The following is an 18,334-nucleotide window of genomic DNA, read 5'->3' as shown; positions in this document are numbered from 1 at the left end:
GGACAAGGAAAAGCGCCGGCAATTCTGGGGAGCTTACAATCGAAATCCAACCGGTCGTTCCGGTCCGGCGAGAGGGAGAGGCGCGAACATGAAGGAGGAAAAATCGCGGGACGTAAATGCGTGGGTCCGTTTTCGGACGCCGGTAGGGTGGCTGGAGGTGCGGGCCAGCGAGGAAGGGGTTGTGGCCGTGGAGTTTGGCGCTCGGGAAGAGGAGGGTGAAGGGGGCAGCGGTCAAGCGCTGGCTTGGGCCCGCCAGGCAAGAGAAGAGCTGGAAGCGTACTTTTCCGGAAGGCAGCGAGGGTTTTCGGTGCCGCTGTTGCTCAACGGGACGCCCTTTCAGCAAGCGGTTTGGCGGAAGCTCTTGGAAATCCCCTATGGCCAGACCGCCACGTACGGAGCTTTGGCACGTGAATTGGGCAGGGCTGGGGCGGCCCGAGCGGTGGGGGCGGCCTGTGCCGTGAACCCAATTCCCATCCTCGTTCCCTGCCATAGGGTGCTGGGGAGTGGAGGAGCCCTTACGGGTTTTGCCGGTGGCCTGTCCGTGAAAGCCAGGCTTTTGGCTCTGGAAAGGCAGCACCGCTAACAGGCAACCGGCATCCGCCAAAAGATTTCCGTTGGGTGCGCTCCTGTAGGAAAACTGAGTCTTTGGTAGAACTTGACAAGGCCAGCGGCCTGGCGGAACCTACTGGTGAGAACTCGGAGTGAGGAGGCGCCTATGCGGGCATATCTCATCTTTACCGGTTCCGGGCCAATCCTCGTGCTGACCACCTTCCCCTCGGTAACCGACCCCCGCTTTGTGGAAAAGCTCAAAGCCAAAGGCATTAAGAAGTTTCTGGCGTACGAAGTGCCGCTGGAGCGGACCAAACAGCTTTACGGCGCCCCCTTTGAGGTGGTGGCAGCCGATTTGGTGGGAAGAGAGGATGTGCGGGTGCTGGATTTCAACGGCCACCATATTTTTGCCAACTTCAGCTTGAAGGAGCTGGGTGAGGCTATTCACTACGAGGAAGAAGAAGCAAGCGTGAGCCGGAAAAGCTAACCTCGAGCCCAACCTGGGAAAAGAGCTGCGGGAGGCGGGCCAACGGCAGGCCCACCACCGCCTGCACGTTCCCCTCCACCCGTTCCACAAAAACCGCCGCTTGACCCTGCAGCGCGTAAGCACCGGCTTTGTCCTGCCATTCGCTGCCGGCCAGGTACCAATCCAGAAGCACGAGAGGAAAAGCGTTAAAGGTTACCCTGACCACATCGAGGGCGCTTGCGCTTTTGCCAGCATAGGAAATCGCCGAGGCGGTGGCCACCAGATGCGAACGGCCGCGCAACGTCAAAAGCATCTCCCTGGCATCCCCGGCGTCCCTGGGTTTTCCCAGAATGCGGCCGTCGCAGACCACCACCGTGTCTCCGGCCAAAACCGGGAAGCTGGGAAATCGCTCTTGCGCGGCCGCAGCCTTCAGTTGCGCCAGGCGCAGGGGCACGGTGAGCGGCGGTTCCCCCGGCAGGGGCGATTCGTCTACATCCACCGGGGCGGGAACTACCTCCAATCCCAAACGACCCAAAAGCTCCCGTCGCCGGGGGGAAGCCGAAGCCAGAACCAGGGGAAGACCGTTGCTCACTGCAGCGGGCTTACTTTCCTCACCACAACCACGGACCTCTGGCAGTCCACCACTTCCACCTCGCTGCCCGCCGGTATGGTTTCTTCGGCTTCGCTTTGCGCCGCCAAAACCATAGACGAGCCCCCGGCTTCCACGCGCACCTGGCCGTAGCCTCCCGGAGGGATCTCCCGAACCACAGTGGCCTTCTGCTGGAGGATGGAAGGGGCGCAGGGGAGCCGCAAAAGCCAGCGGCAAACGACCCAGCAGAAAAGGGCCACCGCCAGGGCTGAAACCATAACGCCCTTCCACGAGTACCGACCCCAGGATACCAAGATCAAACCGGCACCGCCAAAGCCAGCTAACGCCACACCCAAGCGGGCAATGTGAACCTGTCTCCGGTGGCGGACGAGCTCAGCGCGGGGCAGCGCCACATGGCTTTTAGGGAGGCTTTCCAGAATTCCAAAGATTGCCGCCAGGACCAGACCCACCAGGAAAAAGGCGAGGAAGAAGAAGCCCCAGGTCACAAGGCCAGTGTAGCAAAGGTCCGGTCAAGAGGTCTCTCGGGTCTCCGGAGGGGGGCTGTCGCCGGTCACTCTGGGGATGGGCGTGGGGACGCCATAACGGTCCACGTTCACGTAGGTAATGACCGCCTCGGTGACCCGTCTGCCTTCGCCAGGAGCGCCGAGCGGCGCGGCTTCCACCGTCACCTTCACCGTAATGGACGTCCTGCCGATGCGGACCAGCTCGCCATAGAAGGAAACCAGGTCGCCTACGTATACTGGAGCGTGGAACACCACCTTATCCATGGCCACGGTCACCACCCGTGCTGCCCCGTGTTGATGGGCCACCACCGCGCCAGCCTGGTCAATGTACGCGAGGATGACCCCGCCAAAGATCGTGCCGTGGGGGTTGGTGTCCCGGGGAAGCAACGTCACGCGAATGGCAGGTTCTCGCTCACCCATGCCCGAGACTTTAGCAGCATTCGGGCCTGTGGTAGCGTTGATGGGGGAAAACTAGGGGGTGCTATGAAACGCCTGGCATCGCTTCTTTGCGTTTGGCTTGCCACCCCGCTGTGGGCGCAGTCGGGGGATACGGTGCTTTTGGATGTGTTTCGCACCCAGCTGGAGCTGGAAAAGCGCTTGATTTCCGCGGAGCTTTCGCAGTTGGAGAAAGGCCAGGAGGATCTGCGTCTGGCCTGCGATCGCATGCTCCGTTTGGCCGACGACCTGCTGCGGACCCAGCGGGACGGCGAGGACTCGGCGACCCTCACCTCCCGATCCGGCGACCTGCGCCGGGCGGAGGCGGAGGTGGCGGCGCTCATTGCCGGCTCCCAGCAGCTGCGGGCAACGATTGTGGCCAGGCGGGCGGTCATCGAGCAGCTCACCGCCGAGGTGAAGCGCCTGGAGGAAACCCTGCAAACCACCGGCGACGACCTTTCCGGAAGGTGGCAGGTGGCCATCGAACCCGGTGGCCTCAAAGGAACCTTTGATTTGCGGCTTTTTGGGACGTTGGTTTCCGGGGTGTACGAGTTGGCCGGCGGATGGAAGGGCTCGTTGCGCGGTACGCTAGTGGGCAACACCGTGCGGCTGGAGCGCATTGACTCGCAGCTGGGGTTTGTGGCGGTTTATACTGGCCGCCTGGAGGTCCGGGGCGGCGAGCGCCGGATCGAAGGGACGTGGCAGGCCACAAACCTGGCGGCCGGTTTGCCCAGCGCGGGCACCTGGCTGGCCCAGCGGGAAGCTAAAAAGTAGCGGTTCAACGTAAGAGGACCTGGGGGAAGGCATGGACATGCAACTGATTAAGGGAGCCTTGGCGGGGTTGCTGGTGGGCTTTTTTGCGGGCTACATGGTTGGGGAGCGGCAGGCAAGGCCGGCGCTTTCCGATCCCCACGCCGGGGTACCGGGGGCCCCGCCGCTTTCCGGACAGCCCCAGCAACCGCCGGAAGGGGGCCGTACCACGGGTACCGGTAATCCGCAACTGATGGAGCAGCTGCGGGCGGTGGAAAAGCTCCTGGAAAAGGATCCCAACAACTACGAGCACCTGGTGCAAGCTGGTAATATTCTTTACGACCTCAACAACTTCCTGCGGGCCATTGATTACTACGAAAAGGCCCGGGCCATCCGCGACGATTCTCCGGACGTGCTCACCGATCTGGGGGTCTGTTACCGGGAAACCGGGAACTACCAGAAGGCTTTGGAGCTCTTCGATAAGGCCGCAGACCTCAAACCCGGGCACTGGCAATCCCGCTACAACGCGGTGGTGGTGCGGCTTTTTGACCTCAACGATGCGGCCGGGGCCAAGGTGGAGCTGGAGAAGCTCAAGGCCTTGAACAACCCGCAGGTGCCCGACCTTTCAGGCTTGGAAGGGGAGATCGCACGACGTCTGGGCTCAAAGTCCAACTAGGGCTTCTCCTGCTTTTGTACCTGGTGTGGCGGGTCGCCAACGCCCTTGGCCGTCGCCACCAGAGGGAGCACGATCGGCTGCTTCACCGTCTTTCCGGTGCTGTGGGCGTGTGCCAGCGCTGCGGGAAACAACGGCCTGCGGAGGAGCTAGCCGTCAAGGGCTTTGGGCCCTGGGTGAAGATCGTGTGCCGGGACGGCTGCGAGGGAGAGGGGAAGTGAACCGGGAAACCAGGCTGCGGGCTGAGCTGGTGGCCGTGGGCGAGCGGCTTTACCGCGCGGGGTTGGTGCGGGCGGGGGAGGGGAACTTTTCGGCTCGCCTGGACGAGGCCAGCTTTTTGCTTACCCCCCGGGGCTGTACCAAAGGCTTTCTGCACGCCTGGCAGCTGGTACGGGCACCGCTGGTGGGCGAGTTACCGGAGCAAGCTTCCTCCGAGGGGCTTTTGCACCAAGCCATCCTGCGGGCTCATCCCACGGTGGCCGCGGTTCTGCACGCCCATCCGCCTTTGGTCTTGCGGGCGCTTTTTGCGGGCCAGACCCTGCAGCCCTCGGTGCTTAAGGAAGCGGAAACCTTGCGGTTAGAGGTGCTCCCGGATTTGCCTCCGGGCTCCCAGGCCCTGGCCCAGGCCGCTGCCGCTGCGGTGGCACGTGGCAACGTTTTGCTGCTGCCCGGGCATGGGGTGGTGGCGGTGGGCTCGTCGGTAACCGAGGCCCTGTGGCGTCTGGAAACCACCGAGCTTTTAGCGGCCGTTTGCCGGGGAGCTTGGCCCCATGCCTGAGGGCACGCTGTTTCCGGAAGAGCCCAGCTTTGCTCCCGGCACCCCGTTGGCCGAGAGGATGCGGCCCAAAAGCCTGGACGAGGTGGTGGGGCAGGATGAGGTGGTGGCGGTTTTGAAGGGCTTTCTGGCCCGAGGTGAGCTTCCTTCGCTGGTGCTTTGGGGGCCTCCCGGCTGCGGCAAGACCACCATTGCGCGGTTGCTGTCCGCCCACCTCAACGCCCAGTTTGTGAGCTTTTCCGCGGTTTTGTCCGGGGTGAAGGAAGCCAAAACCGTCATGGATGAGGCCAAGCGCTTGCGCCAGGCCACCGGCCGCAAGACCGTGCTGTTCGTGGACGAGGTGCACCGCTTTAACAAGGCCCAGCAGGACGCTTTCCTGCCGTTCTTGGAAACCGGCGACATCGTGCTGGTGGGGGCCACCACCGAAAACCCCTCCTTTGAGCTGAACCGCGCGCTGCTCTCCCGGGTGAAGGTGTACGTGCTGAAGCCCCTTTCGCCCGAGGTCATGGAGGGTCTGCTGCGCAAAGCGCTCACCGACCGCCAGCGGGGCCTGGGGTCTATGGAGCTTTCGGTGGACGCGCGGGCGCTGGCCCGCATCGTTTCCCTGGCGGCCGGCGATGCCCGGGTGGCCTACACGCTTTTGGAGCTGGCCGCGGAGCTTGCCGGGCCCAAGGGGGTGGTGAACCCGGAGCTGGTGGAGCGCGTGGCGCAGCGGCGCTTGGCCCTTTACGACAAAGAAGGGGAGGAGCACTACAACCTCATTTCGGCTCTGCACAAGTCCATCCGCAACTCCGACCCCGACGCCGCCCTTTACTGGCTGGCCAGAATGCTGGAAGGGGGTGCCGATCCCCGCTTCATTGCCCGCCGCTTGCTGCGGGTGGCCAGCGAGGATGTGGGCCTGGCCGATCCCCGGGCTTTGGAGCAAGCGGCGGCAGCGGCTCTGGCGGTGGAGCACGTGGGTTTGCCGGAGTGCGATTTGGCCTTGGCGCAAGCGGCGGTGTACCTGGCGTTGGCTCCCAAGTCCAACGCGCTCTATGCGGGCTATGGCAAGGCGCGGGAGGTGGTGCAGCAAAAAGAGCCGTACCCGGTTCCCCTGCATTTGCGAAACCCGGTCACACCACTCATGGCTCGCCTGGGCTACGGTCAGGGCTACGTGTACGCCCACGACACCGAGGAAAAGGTGGCAGCCATGGAGTGCCTGCCGGAAGAACTGGCGGGGGAAAGGTTCTACCAGCCCAGCGGGGAGGGCTTTGAGCAGCGGATCCGGGAAAGGCTTGCGGACATTGCCCGACGAAAGGCCAAGCATGGCGGAACGAAAAACAGCGGCTCCTAGCGCGCGTTTTGCGGCCCTGGATCGGCAGCTGCTGGAAAGCTACCGCCGGGCCTGGGAAAGCGGTGCCGCTGCCGCCGGCCCTTACCTGGCTTGCCGCATAGGCTGCACCGAGTGCTGCATCGGGGTCTTTGAGATTTCCGGCCTGGATGCCTGGCGCTTGCGCCAGGGTTTGTCCGCGCTGGCCTTGCGGGAACCGCAGCTGGCGGCTCAGGTAAAAAAGCGGGCTTACGAGCAGTGGCGCCTGTTGCAGGCGGATTTCCCCGGGGACAGGACCACCGGCGCGTTGGCTGCCGATGAGCAAGCACGGGAGGCTTTCTTTCAGAAGTTTGCGGACTTACCTTGTCCGGCTTTGGACCTTTCCTCCGGCCGCTGCTTGCTTTACGAGGCCCGGCCGCTTTCCTGCCGTAGCTTTGGCTTGCCCTGCCGCTGGGGTGCGGAGGTCTTACCCCCTTGTCGCTTAAACTTCCAGGGAGCGGATCCAACCATCGTTGCGGCGGCCACCATCGAGTGCGATCCGCAGGATCTTGAAGGCGACATATTGCAGGCCTTGGGAAACCCGCCCGATACCGTGGTGGCAGCAGCCTTAGCCGTGGGTTCCAGGGCTCCCGGGGAGCGGGAATAGGAGATTTGCCTTTTTGGGTTTTTGAGTACAGACTTGCAGTTTCGGAGGGTGAGGGGGAGTGATCAACGAGGAAATGCTCTTGGAAAGGCTGATACAGGCTCTCAAGGCCCACGGCCATTCCATCACGTCGCAGCGGGTGATGATCTTCCGGGCGCTGGCCCGCCACCGCGACCATCCCACCGCTGAAGCGCTCTACGAAGAGCTGCAGCGGGAGCATGCCCCGGACCTGTCGCTGGCCACCGTTTACAAAAACCTGCACGTGTTCGAGGAAATCGGCCTGGCGCGGGCGGTGGCAAGCCCTGATGGCCGGGCCCGTTTTGACGTGCCGCTGGCGCCCCACCACCACCTCTTCTGCACCCGCTGCGGGGCCATGGTGGACATCGAGGACGGCGTGCATGTGGAAATTGGGCCGCACCTGGAGGAAGAAACCGGCTTCCGGGTGACCGGGCTGGAGCTGGTGCTGCAGGGGGTGTGCCCAACCTGTCAAGGGAAGCAGAACAAGCCCCGTCTCTGGCGGCAAACTTCCCGCGCTGCCAAAGGCTCAGCGTAAGCTAGCCGCCACCTTCTTGGCTTCGGCAATACAGGCGTTGACCGCTACGCCACGGTAAGCGTTACCGGTGAGGTAAAGCCCACGAAAGCGAGAGGCGGTCTCGTCCAGCACCGCAAGGCGCTTGGGGTGGCCCAGGGTGTACTGGGGGATGCCCTCGGGGTGGCGGAAAACCCGGACCAGATCGGGATCCGAATCGCCTCCCAGGATGGCGTGGAGCTCCCGGCGCACCAGCCGCAGCAGCTCCTCGTCACTAAAGGCAATGACTTCCGGCTGCCGCGCACCCCCCAGGATCGTGCGCAGAAGCACGGTTCCCGCCGGAGCCTGGTTGGGAAAGATGGAGTGGCAAAACAGCGTGCCCAGGATCTGCCGCGGCTCCCGGGAAGGCACCAAAAAGCCAAAGCCCGAAAGGGGATGGGCAAAAGGCTGTGGCGATTTATACGCGGTCATCACCACCACCACCGGCGGCATGGGGATTTCCCCAAGGGCCTCCAGGGCTTTCGGCGGGAAGAGGTGGGAAAAGAGCGCCGAAACCTTTGGGGGTGGCACGGTGACCACCACGTTGCGGGCGGAAAGCTCTTCTCCATTGGCGAGCTTAACCACCCAGGGGCTGGCGGTGCTTTCCCGGTACTGCACCGCCGCGACCGGGCTTTGCAAACGGAGGTCAGGTCCCAAGGCCGCCACCAGGCGGTCGGTGAGCTCCTGCATTCCAGAAACAAAGGTGGTGAGCGTGCCTCCTGGACCTGCAGGTCCGCCACCGCCTTTTTTCCGCAAGGCCAGCATAGCCCGGGTGAGCGAACCGTAGGTGCGTTCCATCATCGCCATCTTGGGGAAGGTGGCGGGCAGCGAAAGCTCCGCCGCTCGACCGGCAAACACGCCGGTGACCATGGCGTCCACCAACACCTCCGCCGCTTCCCGGCCAATGCGCCGCCGGGCAAAGTCCAGCACTGACTCGTCCTCGGCGCGCCCCCGGGGCATGAACGGCTCTGCCAATACCCGCAGCTTTCCCGGGAGGGAAACCACATCCGAAACCAGAAACGCCGGTGGCGACAGGGGCACCTTGCGCAGCTTGCCGTTGCGGAGGATAAAGCGATCAGCGGCGGCCTGACCTGCCTTCACCAGGCGGTTTTCCAGGCCCAAAAGGCGCACCAGCTCCAGGGTTTCGGGCACGTTGTCCAGAAACCCCTGGGGCCCCCATTCGCAGCAAAACCCATCCTGCCAATCGGTGCGGATTTTGCCTCCGGCCTGGGTGCTTTCCTCGAGGACCAGCACGGATGTTCCGTTTTGGCGGGCAAAAAAACCCACCGCCAGTCCGGAAATGCCGCCCCCAATGACGATGACATCCAGCGATGCCGCGTTGGTGCTCATACGGTTCGCGAGTAAATGGGCTTGCCGGTTTCCCGGCGCAGGTAGGTGTCAAAGGGCATGCAGATGTTGCGGATGAAGACCCGGCCCTGGGGGAGCACGGTGATGCCCCAGCTCGAGATTTGCAACAGGCCGTCCTCCACGAAGGGGGAAAGCTCGGAAAGCTCCCGGGCAAAGGTCACCTCGGGGTCCACGGAAAAGCGCTCCCGCACCCAGGAAAAAGGTAAAGAGAAGGTGCAGATGAGCTTGCGGATGACCGCCCCGCGCAGCTCATCCTCGGCGCTTCGCCAAATGCCCCGCTCCACCGCAAACTCGCCACCCTTCACGGTGCGCTGGTAGCGGGCGAGGATCTTTTCGTTTTGCACGTACGCACCGGCCACATCGCCAATGGAGGTCAGCCCAACGCCGATAAGGTCGGAAGCGGGGAGCACGGTGTAGCCCATGAAGTTGCGGTGGAGCGTGCCGGAATCTAAAGCCCGGGAAAGCTCGTCGTTGGGCTTGGCAAAGTGGTCCATGCCGATGAAGCGGTAGCCGGCCTGGAGGAAAACCTGGGCGGCAGCAGCAAAAATGGCAAACTTGGCGAAGCCCCGCGGCAAGGGCATGGCCTCCAGAGCCTTCTGGTGGGGCTTAATCCAGGGCACGTGGGCGTAAGAGAAGATGGCCACCCGGTCGGGGGAAAGCTCCTCCACCACTTGTTGCGCGGTGATGGCAAAGCTTTCCGGTGTCTGGTAGGGAAGGCCGTACATGAGGTCAATGTTCACGGAGGAAAAGCCCAGCTCCCGGGCTTTGTCCACCATGGCTTTGGTGAGCTCCAGGCTCTGAATTCGCCGTACCGCCTGCTGTACCTGGGGGTTGGTGTCCTGCAGCCCCATGGAAATGCGGTTAAAGCCCAGGCTGCGCAGCACCCGCAGGTGCTCAAAGGTGGTGACGCAGGGGTCCACCTCCAGGGCCACTTCGGCGGAGGGCAGAAAGGTAAAACGCTGGGCCACGGCCTCGAAGAGACGCGCGCACTGGGAGGGCGTGAGGTACGTAGGGGTGCCACCGCCCCAGTGCATTTGCGAAAGGGCCCGCCTTTTCCCCAAAGCTTGAGCTAACAGCTCCAGCTCGGCGGTAACTGCGTCCAGATAGGCTTCTTCCGGGCCGCGATGGGGCGAAATCACAATGTTGCAGCCGCAGTAGGTGCAGCGAGCCTCGCAGAAGGGCACGTGCACGTAAAGGGAAAGCGGCTCGTTTTCCCGCTGGGCCGCCAGGCTCAAAGCCTTGCGGTAGTCCTGGGCGGTGAAGCTGGTGGAAAACTGCGGGGCGGTGGGGTAGGAGGTGTAGCGGGGGCCAGGGCGGTCGTACTTGGCGATGAGCTCGGGAGTGATGGCCGAAAAGTCCACCTCGTTTTGCAGGTGAGAGGGCACGGTAGCCGCGAAAGACTTCGCTGTCATGGCTTCTCCTGGATGGCGGCGAGAAAAGCCTCCACGCCGGCCATGGGGGTGTCCGGCCAAATGCCGTGGCCGAGGTTGGCGATGTAGCCCACTTCCGGGGCACGCTGGAGCATGGCCTGGGTTTGGCGCCTGACCTCGCTTGTTTCGGCAAACAGCACCGCCGGGTCCAGGTTGCCCTGCACGGCCTTGCCGGTGCGCTCTGCCGCTATTTGCAAATCGGTGCGCCAATCCACGCTCACCACCTCCACCGGCAGGGAGGCCACCGCCGGCAACAAATGGGAACCGTGGCCCAGGTAAAGGATGCGGGGGACATCCAGGCCGTCAAGGGTGTGGAAAAGCGCTTCCAGAGCCGGGACGACGAACGCCTGGTAGCGCTCCAGCGGCAGGACCCCGGCCCAGGAATCAAAAACCTGCACCGCTTGCGCCCCCGCCCGAACCTGGAAGGCCAGGTAGCTCCCCATGGCTTGGCCAAGGCTCAAGAGCAGCGCCTTCAGCTCCGAAGGAAAGCGATAGATGGCCTTTCTTACGTTGGTCCAATCGCTGCTCCCCTGGCCTTCGATCAGGTAACAGGCGAGTGTCCAAGGGGCACCGCAAAAACCCAAAAGCGCCACCTCGGGGGTGAGGGCTTGCCGCACCAGCCCAATGGCCTCGGCCACCGGCGCCATGCTTTCCCAGCTTGCCGGCAGCTGGAGCTGGGCCCACGCTTGCGGGTTGTCCCAAGCTTTTGTAAGCCGCGGGCCGCCGTTTTCGGAAAAGGAAAAGCTCACCCCCAGGGCCTGCAGCGGCAAGAGGATGTCGGAGAAGATAATGGCGGCATCCAGGGGGAAACGCCGCAAGGGCTGAAGGGTAGCTTCCGCGGCTAATTCCGGGGTAGTGCATAAAGCCAGGAAAGACCCGGCCTTTTCCCGCAGCTCGCGGTACTCGGGGAGGTAGCGGCCGGCCTGCCGCATGATCCAAACCGGCGGGCGGTCCACCCTCTGCTTTCGGCAGGCAGCCAGGAAGCGGTTCACCAGTAAACCTCCGCCAGGGCCTGCTGCAGGGCTTGGGCGGTGAAGGCCAGGTCATCGCTGGTGTGGGCCAGCGACAGGAACCCCACTTCGTAAGCCGAAGGTGCCAGGTACACGCCCCGCTCCAGAAGGGCCCGGTGCAGCGCCCTGTAACGCTCGGCGGCGTGGGGGGCAATGGCGTCAAAGCGCCGGGGCGCCGGCGAGGCAGTATCCAGGTAAAGCCAAAAAATGGAACCCAACCGCACCAGCTGGCCACGCCCGGAAAGGATGGGAAGCAACGCTAGTTCGAGCTCCTGGCCCAGCCTTTCGAGCTTTTCCCACCCGGCCTCCCGCTCCAGGACCTGCAGGGTGGCGAGGCCCGCCGCCATGGCCACCGGGTTTCCCGAAAGCGTCCCCGCCTGGTAAACGGAGCCCAGGGGGGCTACCTGCTCCATGATGTCCCGCCGTCCGCCAAAGGCCCCCACCGGCATGCCACCGCCGATGACCTTGCCAAAGGTGGCCAGGTCCGGGGTAATGCCGAAAACCTGCGCGGCGCCACCCCGGGCGACCCGGAAGCCGGAAATGACCTCGTCAAAGATCAAAAGCGCCCCGGACGCGCGGCAGAGATCCGCAAGCCTGGCGAGAAACTCCCGCCGCTGCAAAAGCAAACCGGCATTGGCGGGGATTGGCTCAATGATGGCGCAGGCCAGCTCGGACCCGTAGCGGGCAAAGGCTTCCTCCAGTGCCTGCTCATCGTCCAGAGGCACCACTACGGTGAGCTCGGCCAGGGCCGCCGGGACGCCGCCGGAGGAGGGAGTCCCAAAGGTGGCCAGCCCGGAGCCGGCTTTGACCAAAAGCGAATCGGAGTGGCCGTGGTAGCAACCTTCGAACTTCAAAATCCGCGGGCGGCCGGTAAAACCCCGGGCCACGCGAATGGCCGCCATGACCGCTTCGGTGCCGGAGGACACGAAGCGCACCAGCTCGCACCCTGGGTAGGAGGCAACCACCTTTTCGGCCAGCGCCACCTCCGCCTCGCAGGGGGCACCAAAGGAAAGCCCCCGTTCGGCTGCTTTTTTCACGGCTTCCACCACCTCCGGGTGGGCGTGACCCAAAATCAGCGGTCCCCAGGACATCACGTAGTCCACGAAGGTGTTGCCGTCCACGTCGGTAAAGCGGCTGCCCTGGCCTTGCCGGTAAAAGATGGGGGTACCGCCCACCGCCCGAAAGGCCCGCACCGGGGAGTTCACGCCTGCCGGCATGAGCTGGCAGGCTCGCCGGTAAAGTGCTTCGGATGTGGCAATCCGCATGGTGTCCCTCACAACCAACCGTTGGCCAAAACCTCGCGGGCGTGGTAGGTGATGATGATGTCGGCGCCAGCGCGCCGGAAGGCGTGCAGGTTTTCCATGATCACCGCCCGCTCGTCAATCCAGCCCCTTTGGGCTGCCGCTTTCACCATGGAGTACTCGCCGGAAACGTTGTACACCGCCACCGGCTGCACGAAGTTCTCCTTCAAATCGCGCAGCACGTCCAAATAGGCAAGCCCCGGCTTCACCATGAGGATGTCGGCCCCTTCCGCCACGTCCAGCTCGGCTTCCAGCAGCGCTTCCCGGCGGTTGCGGGCGTCCATCTGGTAGGACTTGCGGTCCCCGAACTGCGGTGCGGAATGAGCGGCCTCCCGGAAGGGTCCGTAGTAGCCGGAGGCGTACTTCACCGAGTAGCTCATGATGGGGGTGTCCACAAAGCCCTCTTCGTCCAAAAGCTCGCGGATGGCGGCCACCCGCCCGTCCATCATGTCCGAAGGGGCCACCACGTCGGCGCCCGCCCGGGCGTGGGCCAGGGCCATGCGGGCCAGGTGCTCCAGGGTGGGGTCGTTGGCCACCTTGCCGTTTTTGATCACCCCGCAGTGGCCGTGATCGGTGTAGGCGCAAAGGCAAACGTCGGTGATGACCAGAAGGTCGGAGCCAAAGCGCTTTTTGAGGGCAGCCACGGCCTGGGGGATCAAGGCGTTTTCGTCGTAAGCACCGCGTCCGTCGGGGTGTTTGGGCTCGTCGTCGCCCGGCACACCGAACAGCAGCACCGAGCGAATACCGAGCTTTAAGTCGCTTTCCACGGTTTTGAGCAGAGGCTCGATGCCCTGGCGCTGGATCCCGGGCATAGCGGCAATGTCCTCCACCCGTTGGGGATCCCGCAAGACGAAGTGCGGCATCACGAACAGCCTGGGATCCAAGCGGGCTTCCGCCACCAAATCCCGCAGCACCGGGTTAAAACGCAAACGACGGGGACGGTTTACAAGATCCGACATAACGCCTCCTTCAAGCCTTTGGGGTTTGGCTGGGGCAAGACCTCAAAGGCAAGCCCCAGCTTTTGCAGCTCTTGGGCGGTGGTCGCTCCCCACGCCAAATGGGGCACCGCGGAAAACTGCCCCTGGGTAAGCTGCCAGTAGTGGCTCGCGGCCCGGGGTGAGGTGAGCACCACCGCCCGGGGGGAACCCGGGGGCAGGGGTGGAAGCTGCGAGGGGTTCGCAGGTTCCATGGCATAAACCGGCAGGGGAAACACCTCAAAACCCGCCGCATGCAGGCGGCTCACCAGCTCCTCCCGGTGCTCCCGGCCACAGGGGAAAACCACAGCGGAAGGAACGGTAAACCGCTGGCTTATGGTTTCGGCCAGCGCTGCGCCCCCTTGGCTGCCCACCAACGCCACAGAAAGCCCCACCTCCCGGCACGCCGCTGCGGTGGCCTCTCCCACAGCAGCCACCGGCAGCTGCGTCAAAGCTGCGTCCAGCCCCCGACGTTGGGCTTGGGCCAGGAAGGGACGGGGGGCGTGACGGCTGGTACAGGCAATCACGGCAAGCTCTGCCAGGTGCCGTGCCAGGCGCTCCCAGGCCGCCGGCTCCTCCCAGGGTACCTGCCGCAACACCGGAAAAGCCACCAGCTCCAGCTCCTCCGGAACCCAAGGTTGAAGCTCCGGCAGCTCCTGGGCTTCCCGGGTAATGAGAACCCAACCCTTCACGACAACGCCTTCCCCAGTAAAACCTGCAACACCTGGGCCGCTGCCTCCTGCGGGGTCGCCGCACGTGCTTCACTGCGAACTAACGAAACCAGCGACAGGTCCGGGCGCAGGGTGCCCAGGGCAGCGCGCAGGAAAAACGAGCCGTTTTGCGCCTGGCAGTAAGCCCCTAAGGGGATGTGGCAGCCCCCTCCCAAGCCCACCAGCACCTGACGTTCAGCCTCCACCTCTTGCGCCAGGAGCGGTTCGTGAAGACAGGCGACCAAATTGCGGGTCGCGGTGTCGTCGGCGCGCACCTCCACCCCCAGGGCCCCCTGGGCCGGGGCGGGGAGCAGGACCTCCAGCGGCAGCTTGCGGGCGACAAGGTCAGAGAGGTCCAGCCCCAAGCGGTGGACCCCGGCGTAGGCCAGCACGATGGCGTCGTACTCCCCTTCGCGGAGCTTACGAACCCGGGTTGGCACGTTGCCGCGCAGCGCCTTGACCTGCAGGTCCGCCTGCAAGGCTAAAAGCTGCGCGGTACGCCGCAGCGACGAGGTCCCCACCACGGCGTTGGGTTTGAGTCCCAAAGGCCCGTCACCGAGGGCAGCCGGCCGCGCCAGCAAAAGCTCAGCGGGATCTTCCCGCACACACACCGCACCCAACGTTAAGCCTTCCGGCTCCTGGGTAGGCAGGTCTTTGAGGGAGTGCACCACCAGGTCCACTTCCCGCTGGAGCAGGGCTTGCTGCAGCTCCTTGGTAAAAAACCCGCTGCCGCCCACCTCGTGCAGGGCCCGGCTGCGGTCGCGATCCCCGGAGGTGTGGATGATGACCAGCTGGCAGTCCGCCCCGGCCCTTTGAGAGAGGAGCTCGGCCACCTTCCGGGCCTGCCAGAGGGCGAGGTCGGAACCTCGGGTGCCAATGCGCAACGGCTTAGGCATGCTCGCCGCTCACCGCGGAGAGGAAGGTGTCCAGCGCTTGCAGGGAGTGGGTGAAGGCCACCTCGCGTAAGCCCTTCATGGGGGTGCGCACCAGCCTTTGGGCCAAACGCTCCGCCAGCTCGTCCAAAAACTCCTGGGGGAGCGTGCCGTGGCCGTTGGAAAAGGCCTGCTGCAGCTCCCAGCGGGCGGACTGGTAGAAAACCTGCCGCAACGCCTTGGCCACCGGCGCCAGGTTGTGCTCCAAAAGCTCTTGCCCGAGTTCTTCAAGCTGCTCGCGGATGATGGCCTCGGCCTTGGCCACTTCGGCCGCCCGCGCCTGGCGGTTGGCTTCCGACTCGGCGTGGAGGGTGGTTTGGTTGACCAGCGTGATCCCTGGGACCGCGGCGCATTCGGGAGCGGCGTTGGCGGGCAGGCCCAGGTCCACGATGAGCGCCGGGGCCAGCCGCGCCGCCACCGCCGGGCTCAAAACCGGCTCTTCGCTGGCCACCGCCAGCACCACCACGGAAAAGCCATTGCTGGCTTCAAACAGGTTGGACAACAGCTGAAAGCTGGCGCCGAGCTGTTGCGCCAGTGCTTGGCCCCGCTCCTGGGAGCGGTTGAAAATCACAATGTCGCGGGTGCCATCGAGCTTCCTCACCAAGCTTCCAGCGGCAGCGGCCATTTCGCCGGCCCCCACGATGGCCACCGGGCGGCTGTCCTGACTCAGGCGTTCCCGGATGATGTTTCGCGCCAGGGAAACCAGAGAGGTGGCGCCCTGGGAAAGCCTGGTTTCCGTGCGCACCCTCTTGGCCGCCCGAAAAGCCTGGCCGAAGAGCGTGTGCAGCTTAGCCTTGGCGAGGCCCGCTTGCGCCGATTGCCGGAACGCTTCCTTCACCTGACCGAGGATTTGGCTTTCCCCCAGCATCAGCGAGTCCAAAGCCGCGCTGACCCGAAAGAGATGTTGGGCCACCGAGGCTCCTTGTAGCAAGAGGCAGCGGGACGATTCGGGAAGCGAAGCTACACCGCCGGTGAGCTCCGCTAATGCTTGCCGCAGCGCTTGGGTGAGGCGGCCGGGGCAGAGATCGCCCTCGTGAACCACGTAAAACTCGGTGCGATGGCAGGTGGCCAGGTACACCAGCTCGCTGGCGTTGAGCCTTTGGGCTATGGTGTGAAGGGCGTCTGGCAGCAGGTGTTCGGGGATTCTGGCCTGAGCGACCTCTTCCGGCGTGGCCAGGCGGTGGTTGGTGCCCAGGGCGAAGAGGGTATTCATAGGTCCTCCTCCGGCAAGTATCATCGGCTCCGCACCGTCACCTGTAAAGGGCTTGTGGTAAAAGTAACGTGTACAAAGTGCCACAATTTTGCAATCTCAAAACCGAATCGCAAATTGCTTTGCGCGCTATCTCGAAAAGTCCGGCCGTGCCACAATCTTGCCCGTGGAACTGACCTGTGTGGCCACCTGCTCCCGGGGGCTGGAAGAAGTTTTGCTGCAGGAACTCCAGCTCCTTGGTGTGCGCGGGCAAGCACGACCGGGAGCGGTGGAGTTTGCAGCCACCTGGGAACAGGTGGCGCGGGCCAATTTGTGGCTGCGAACCGCCATTCGCGTGCTGGTTTTTCTCGCCTCCGGCCCCTGCTCGGGGAGGGAAGAGCTTTACCAGCTCGCTTTTTCCGTTCGCTGGGAGGAGCTTCTGTGGAGAGAAGCCACGGTGGCGGTGCAGGTGGCGGGGCGGCATGCAGCGTTTGCCAACACCCACTTTGCCGCTATGGTTGTGAAGGATGCGCTGGTGGATCGCATGCGAGAGCACCGAGGCTTTCGCCCTTCGGTGGACGTAAAAAACCCGGACCTCCGGGTGGTATTGCACCTGGAGCGGGGAGCTTGCGCGCTCTACCTGGACACCTCCGGGGAACCTTTAAGCCACCGCGGGTACCGGCCAAGGCAAGCCCAAGCCCCGCTTTCTGAGTGCCTGGCCGCTGGGCTTTTGCTGTTGGCCGGCTACGATGGCCGACAGCCAGTTTTAGACCCCATGTGTGGCTCGGGGACCATCGTCGTGGAAGCAGCGCTTTTAGCGTCCCGCACCCCTCCAGGATGGAAGCGCTCCTTTGCCTTCGAGCGCTGGCCCTTTGCCAGCACCCATCACCTGAAAGAAGCAAGAGCTGAGGCCTTGGCGGGACGGCGAAAGCCTGCGGCTCCCATTGTTGGCCGGGATTTGGCGCAGCAAGCCCTGAACCTGGCCCGCAAGGCCGCTAAAGCCGCCGGGGTGGACGCTCTGGTGCGCTGGGAAAGGGGAGATGTGCGGGAGCTTCCCAGGGTGCCAGCCGGGACGTTAATCATCACCAACCCCCCTTACGGGGTGCGTTTGGGGGAGGAAGCGGAGCTGGTGGCCCTGTACCGCCAGCTGGGGGATGCGGTGAAAAGGCAAGCGGCGGGTTCTACGCTCTGGCTTTTGTTGGGCAACCCACGTCTCGCTCGCCAGGTGGGGCTTAAAGCGTGCAAGAAAATCCAGCTTTTTAACGGCCCGCTGAAATGTCAGTTTTGCGCCTATCCGGTGGTGGAAGGCGAGTTCAAAAAGGGCGGGGCTTAAGCCCGGCTGCTAATCTATGGCCATGGTGTCGGAGATCGCAGCCCTCATCCCGGCGTTCAACTGCAGCGCCACCGTAGGAGCCGTGGTGGCTGGTGTTTTGCAGCATGTTCCCCTGGTGCTGGTAGTGGACGACGGCTCTTCCGACGACACCGCATGGCAGGCGCGGCAGGCCGGCGCCCACGTTTTGCGGCTGGAGGAAAACCGCGGCAAAGGGGAAGCGGTGCGCACCGGCTTGCCCTGGCTTTTGGCTGGCCCCTGGACGCACATCCTCATGCTGGATGCCGATGGGCAACACGACCCCAACGATATTCCCGGCTTTCTGGCTTTAGCTCACGAGTACGACCTCATTGTGGGCAATCGCCTCCATACCCCCCAGGCCATTCCCGGCAAGCGCTTCTGGACCAACTACATTGGCACCCGGGCCCTGAGCTTGATGACCGGCTTTCCCCTGGAGGATTCCCAGTGCGGTTTTCGCTTGGTTCGCGCTGCGGTTTTGCGGCGCATGGAGCTCATCGGCCGGCGCTACTCGGTGGATACCGAGATCCTGGTGCGGGCGGGACGCATGCGGGTGCCCTTTGCCCATGTCCCGGTGCGGGTCATCTACAACGGCCAGGTTTCCCACTTCCGTCCGCTGGCCGATACCGTACACATCGTTTTTTCCGCGGTCCCCTTCAAGGTGGATGAGCGGGTTCGCCGCTGGGATCCGGGGCCTGAGTTCTTTCGGCCTCTGGCGCAAGCGCTGCCGGTCTTGCCGCCGGTGAGCGGCGGGTCAACTGGCTAAAAGCGGCATCTCGATTCCGGTGCCT

At 64.1% G+C, this 18,334-nt stretch carries 22 protein-coding genes; 11 read left to right on the top strand and 11 right to left on the bottom strand.

Annotation, left to right across the window (positions count from 1 at the left end; all coding sequences use genetic code 11):
• The first annotated feature begins 88 nt into the window (after window positions 1–88).
• Together EG19_RS06115 and EG19_RS06110 are read left to right on the top strand one after the other, a co-directional pair.
• Window positions 89–583, top strand: coding sequence for a methylated-DNA--[protein]-cysteine S-methyltransferase (locus EG19_RS06115; protein WP_038048633.1), 495 nt, complete (start codon window positions 89–91; stop codon window positions 581–583).
• A 132-nt stretch (window positions 584–715) separates the two neighbouring features.
• On the top strand, window positions 716–1,036 hold the full coding sequence (locus tag EG19_RS06110; RefSeq protein ID WP_038048632.1) for a hypothetical protein: 321 nt from the start codon (window positions 716–718) through the stop codon (window positions 1,034–1,036).
• Here EG19_RS06110 and EG19_RS06105 read toward each other — a convergent pair.
• From EG19_RS06105 to EG19_RS06095, 3 genes are read right to left on the bottom strand one after another with little or no spacing between them, the layout of a single operon-like run.
• Complete coding sequence (locus EG19_RS06105; protein WP_038048631.1) at window positions 990–1,607, bottom strand: Maf family protein; 618 nt, start codon at window positions 1,605–1,607, stop codon at window positions 990–992. The two genes, EG19_RS06110 and EG19_RS06105, sit on opposite strands and share 47 nt — an antisense overlap.
• On the bottom strand, window positions 1,604–2,110 hold the full coding sequence (locus EG19_RS06100) for an NfeD family protein (protein WP_038048630.1): 507 nt from the start codon (window positions 2,108–2,110) through the stop codon (window positions 1,604–1,606). Before EG19_RS06100 ends, EG19_RS06105 begins: the two co-directional genes overlap by 4 nt.
• Before the next feature lie 24 nt (window positions 2,111–2,134).
• On the bottom strand, window positions 2,135–2,548 hold the full coding sequence (locus EG19_RS06095; RefSeq protein ID WP_053334984.1) for an acyl-CoA thioesterase: 414 nt from the start codon (window positions 2,546–2,548) through the stop codon (window positions 2,135–2,137).
• A 63-nt stretch (window positions 2,549–2,611) separates the two neighbouring features.
• Between EG19_RS06095 and EG19_RS06090 the strand changes: the two genes are divergently transcribed.
• The 7 genes from EG19_RS06090 to EG19_RS06065 are packed head-to-tail and all read left to right on the top strand — an operon-like array spanning window position 2,612 to window position 7,266.
• Window positions 2,612–3,337: a hypothetical protein gene (locus EG19_RS06090; RefSeq protein ID WP_038048626.1), complete on the top strand. Its 726-nt coding sequence runs from the start codon at window positions 2,612–2,614 to the stop codon at window positions 3,335–3,337.
• A gap of 31 nt (window positions 3,338–3,368) precedes the next feature.
• Entirely contained in the window at window positions 3,369–3,989 is a 621-nt protein-coding gene (locus tag EG19_RS12565) for a tetratricopeptide repeat protein (RefSeq protein WP_081799974.1), read from the top strand.
• A gap of 23 nt (window positions 3,990–4,012) precedes the next feature.
• Window positions 4,013–4,207: a hypothetical protein gene (locus EG19_RS13655; protein WP_161685445.1), complete on the top strand. Its 195-nt coding sequence runs from the start codon at window positions 4,013–4,015 to the stop codon at window positions 4,205–4,207.
• The gene (locus EG19_RS06080; RefSeq protein ID WP_038048624.1) at window positions 4,204–4,764 is read left to right on the top strand and encodes a class II aldolase/adducin family protein; all 561 of its coding nucleotides are present in this window, start codon (window positions 4,204–4,206) and stop codon (window positions 4,762–4,764) included. The genes EG19_RS13655 and EG19_RS06080 overlap by 4 nt, the downstream gene beginning before the upstream one ends.
• A complete protein-coding gene (locus tag EG19_RS06075; RefSeq protein WP_038048622.1) occupies window positions 4,757–6,094 on the top strand; it encodes a replication-associated recombination protein A in 1,338 nt (445 codons plus the stop codon). The genes EG19_RS06080 and EG19_RS06075 overlap by 8 nt, the downstream gene beginning before the upstream one ends.
• Complete coding sequence (locus tag EG19_RS06070) at window positions 6,066–6,716, top strand: YkgJ family cysteine cluster protein (protein WP_053334982.1); 651 nt, start codon at window positions 6,066–6,068, stop codon at window positions 6,714–6,716. The genes EG19_RS06075 and EG19_RS06070 overlap by 29 nt, the downstream gene beginning before the upstream one ends.
• Window positions 6,717–6,774: 58 nt before the next feature.
• On the top strand, window positions 6,775–7,266 hold the full coding sequence (locus EG19_RS06065) for a Fur family transcriptional regulator (RefSeq protein WP_053334981.1): 492 nt from the start codon (window positions 6,775–6,777) through the stop codon (window positions 7,264–7,266).
• On the opposite strand, the gene hemG is transcribed toward EG19_RS06065, so the two are convergent.
• Genes hemG through hemA form a run of 8 tightly spaced genes read right to left on the bottom strand, consistent with a single transcriptional unit; the run spans window position 7,258 to window position 16,219 of the window.
• Entirely contained in the window at window positions 7,258–8,631 is a 1,374-nt protein-coding gene (hemG, locus tag EG19_RS06060) for a protoporphyrinogen oxidase (protein ID WP_038048620.1), read from the bottom strand. The genes EG19_RS06065 and hemG overlap by 9 nt on opposite strands.
• Window positions 8,628–10,061, bottom strand: coding sequence for an oxygen-independent coproporphyrinogen III oxidase (gene hemN / locus EG19_RS06055; RefSeq protein ID WP_053334980.1), 1,434 nt, complete (start codon window positions 10,059–10,061; stop codon window positions 8,628–8,630). The genes hemG and hemN overlap by 4 nt, the downstream gene beginning before the upstream one ends.
• Window positions 10,058–11,071, bottom strand: coding sequence for a uroporphyrinogen decarboxylase (gene hemE, locus EG19_RS06050; RefSeq protein ID WP_161685442.1), 1,014 nt, complete (start codon window positions 11,069–11,071; stop codon window positions 10,058–10,060). Before hemE ends, hemN begins: the two co-directional genes overlap by 4 nt.
• Complete coding sequence (hemL, locus tag EG19_RS06045) at window positions 11,068–12,354, bottom strand: glutamate-1-semialdehyde 2,1-aminomutase (RefSeq protein ID WP_038048617.1); 1,287 nt, start codon at window positions 12,352–12,354, stop codon at window positions 11,068–11,070. The genes hemE and hemL overlap by 4 nt, the downstream gene beginning before the upstream one ends.
• A gap of 8 nt (window positions 12,355–12,362) precedes the next feature.
• Window positions 12,363–13,349, bottom strand: coding sequence for a porphobilinogen synthase (gene hemB, locus EG19_RS06040; protein ID WP_038048616.1), 987 nt, complete (start codon window positions 13,347–13,349; stop codon window positions 12,363–12,365).
• Entirely contained in the window at window positions 13,334–14,056 is a 723-nt protein-coding gene (locus tag EG19_RS12560) for a uroporphyrinogen-III synthase (protein WP_053334979.1), read from the bottom strand. Before EG19_RS12560 ends, hemB begins: the two co-directional genes overlap by 16 nt.
• Window positions 14,053–14,970 (bottom strand): hydroxymethylbilane synthase, encoded by a 918-nt coding sequence (hemC, locus tag EG19_RS06030; protein ID WP_038048615.1) that lies wholly within the window; start codon window positions 14,968–14,970, stop codon window positions 14,053–14,055. Before hemC ends, EG19_RS12560 begins: the two co-directional genes overlap by 4 nt.
• Window positions 14,963–16,219 carry a glutamyl-tRNA reductase gene (hemA, locus tag EG19_RS06025; RefSeq protein WP_038048614.1) on the bottom strand — a complete coding sequence of 419 codons (1,257 nt, stop codon included), beginning with the start codon at window positions 16,217–16,219 and terminating at the stop codon, window positions 14,963–14,965. Before hemA ends, hemC begins: the two co-directional genes overlap by 8 nt.
• A 163-nt stretch (window positions 16,220–16,382) precedes the next feature.
• Here hemA and EG19_RS06020 point away from each other — a divergent pair, with 163 nt between their 5' ends.
• Window positions 16,383–17,528, top strand: a complete 1,146-nt coding sequence (locus tag EG19_RS06020; RefSeq protein WP_152543948.1) for a THUMP domain-containing class I SAM-dependent RNA methyltransferase — start codon at window positions 16,383–16,385, stop codon at window positions 17,526–17,528.
• 22 nt (window positions 17,529–17,550) lie between these two features.
• A complete protein-coding gene (locus EG19_RS06015) occupies window positions 17,551–18,309 on the top strand; it encodes a glycosyltransferase family 2 protein (protein WP_161685439.1) in 759 nt (252 codons plus the stop codon).
• Window positions 18,310–18,334 lie beyond the last annotated feature (25 nt).

Origin of the sequence: Thermoanaerobaculum aquaticum, assembly GCF_000687145.1 — a bacterium.
Classification (GTDB): Bacteria; Acidobacteriota; Thermoanaerobaculia; order Thermoanaerobaculales; family Thermoanaerobaculaceae; genus Thermoanaerobaculum; species Thermoanaerobaculum aquaticum.
The sequence above is the reverse complement of the archived record's forward strand: the minus strand, read 5'-3'. Positions and strand labels throughout refer to the sequence as shown.

Excerpts from the sequence above, each read along its gene's own strand:
- EG19_RS06115 (WP_038048633.1), top strand. The coding sequence starts at position 89 with ATGAAGGAGGAAAAATCGCGGGACGTAAATGCGTGGGTCCGTTTTCGG.
- EG19_RS06110 (WP_038048632.1), top strand. The coding sequence starts at position 716 with ATGCGGGCATATCTCATCTTTACCGGTTCCGGGCCAATCCTCGTGCTG.
- EG19_RS06095 (WP_053334984.1), bottom strand. The coding sequence starts at position 2,548 with ATGGGTGAGCGAGAACCTGCCATTCGCGTGACGTTGCTTCCCCGGGAC.
- EG19_RS06090 (WP_038048626.1), top strand. The coding sequence starts at position 2,612 with ATGAAACGCCTGGCATCGCTTCTTTGCGTTTGGCTTGCCACCCCGCTG.
- EG19_RS12565 (WP_081799974.1), top strand. The coding sequence starts at position 3,369 with ATGGACATGCAACTGATTAAGGGAGCCTTGGCGGGGTTGCTGGTGGGC.
- EG19_RS06075 (WP_038048622.1), top strand. The coding sequence starts at position 4,757 with ATGCCTGAGGGCACGCTGTTTCCGGAAGAGCCCAGCTTTGCTCCCGGC.
- EG19_RS06070 (WP_053334982.1), top strand. The coding sequence starts at position 6,066 with ATGGCGGAACGAAAAACAGCGGCTCCTAGCGCGCGTTTTGCGGCCCTG.
- hemG (WP_038048620.1), bottom strand. The coding sequence starts at position 8,631 with ATGAGCACCAACGCGGCATCGCTGGATGTCATCGTCATTGGGGGCGGC.
- hemN (WP_053334980.1), bottom strand. The coding sequence starts at position 10,061 with ATGACAGCGAAGTCTTTCGCGGCTACCGTGCCCTCTCACCTGCAAAAC.
- hemL (WP_038048617.1), bottom strand. The coding sequence starts at position 12,354 with ATGCGGATTGCCACATCCGAAGCACTTTACCGGCGAGCCTGCCAGCTC.
- hemB (WP_038048616.1), bottom strand. The coding sequence starts at position 13,349 with ATGTCGGATCTTGTAAACCGTCCCCGTCGTTTGCGTTTTAACCCGGTG.
- hemC (WP_038048615.1), bottom strand. The coding sequence starts at position 14,970 with ATGCCTAAGCCGTTGCGCATTGGCACCCGAGGTTCCGACCTCGCCCTC.
- hemA (WP_038048614.1), bottom strand. The coding sequence starts at position 16,219 with ATGAATACCCTCTTCGCCCTGGGCACCAACCACCGCCTGGCCACGCCG.
- EG19_RS06015 (WP_161685439.1), top strand. The coding sequence starts at position 17,551 with ATGGTGTCGGAGATCGCAGCCCTCATCCCGGCGTTCAACTGCAGCGCC.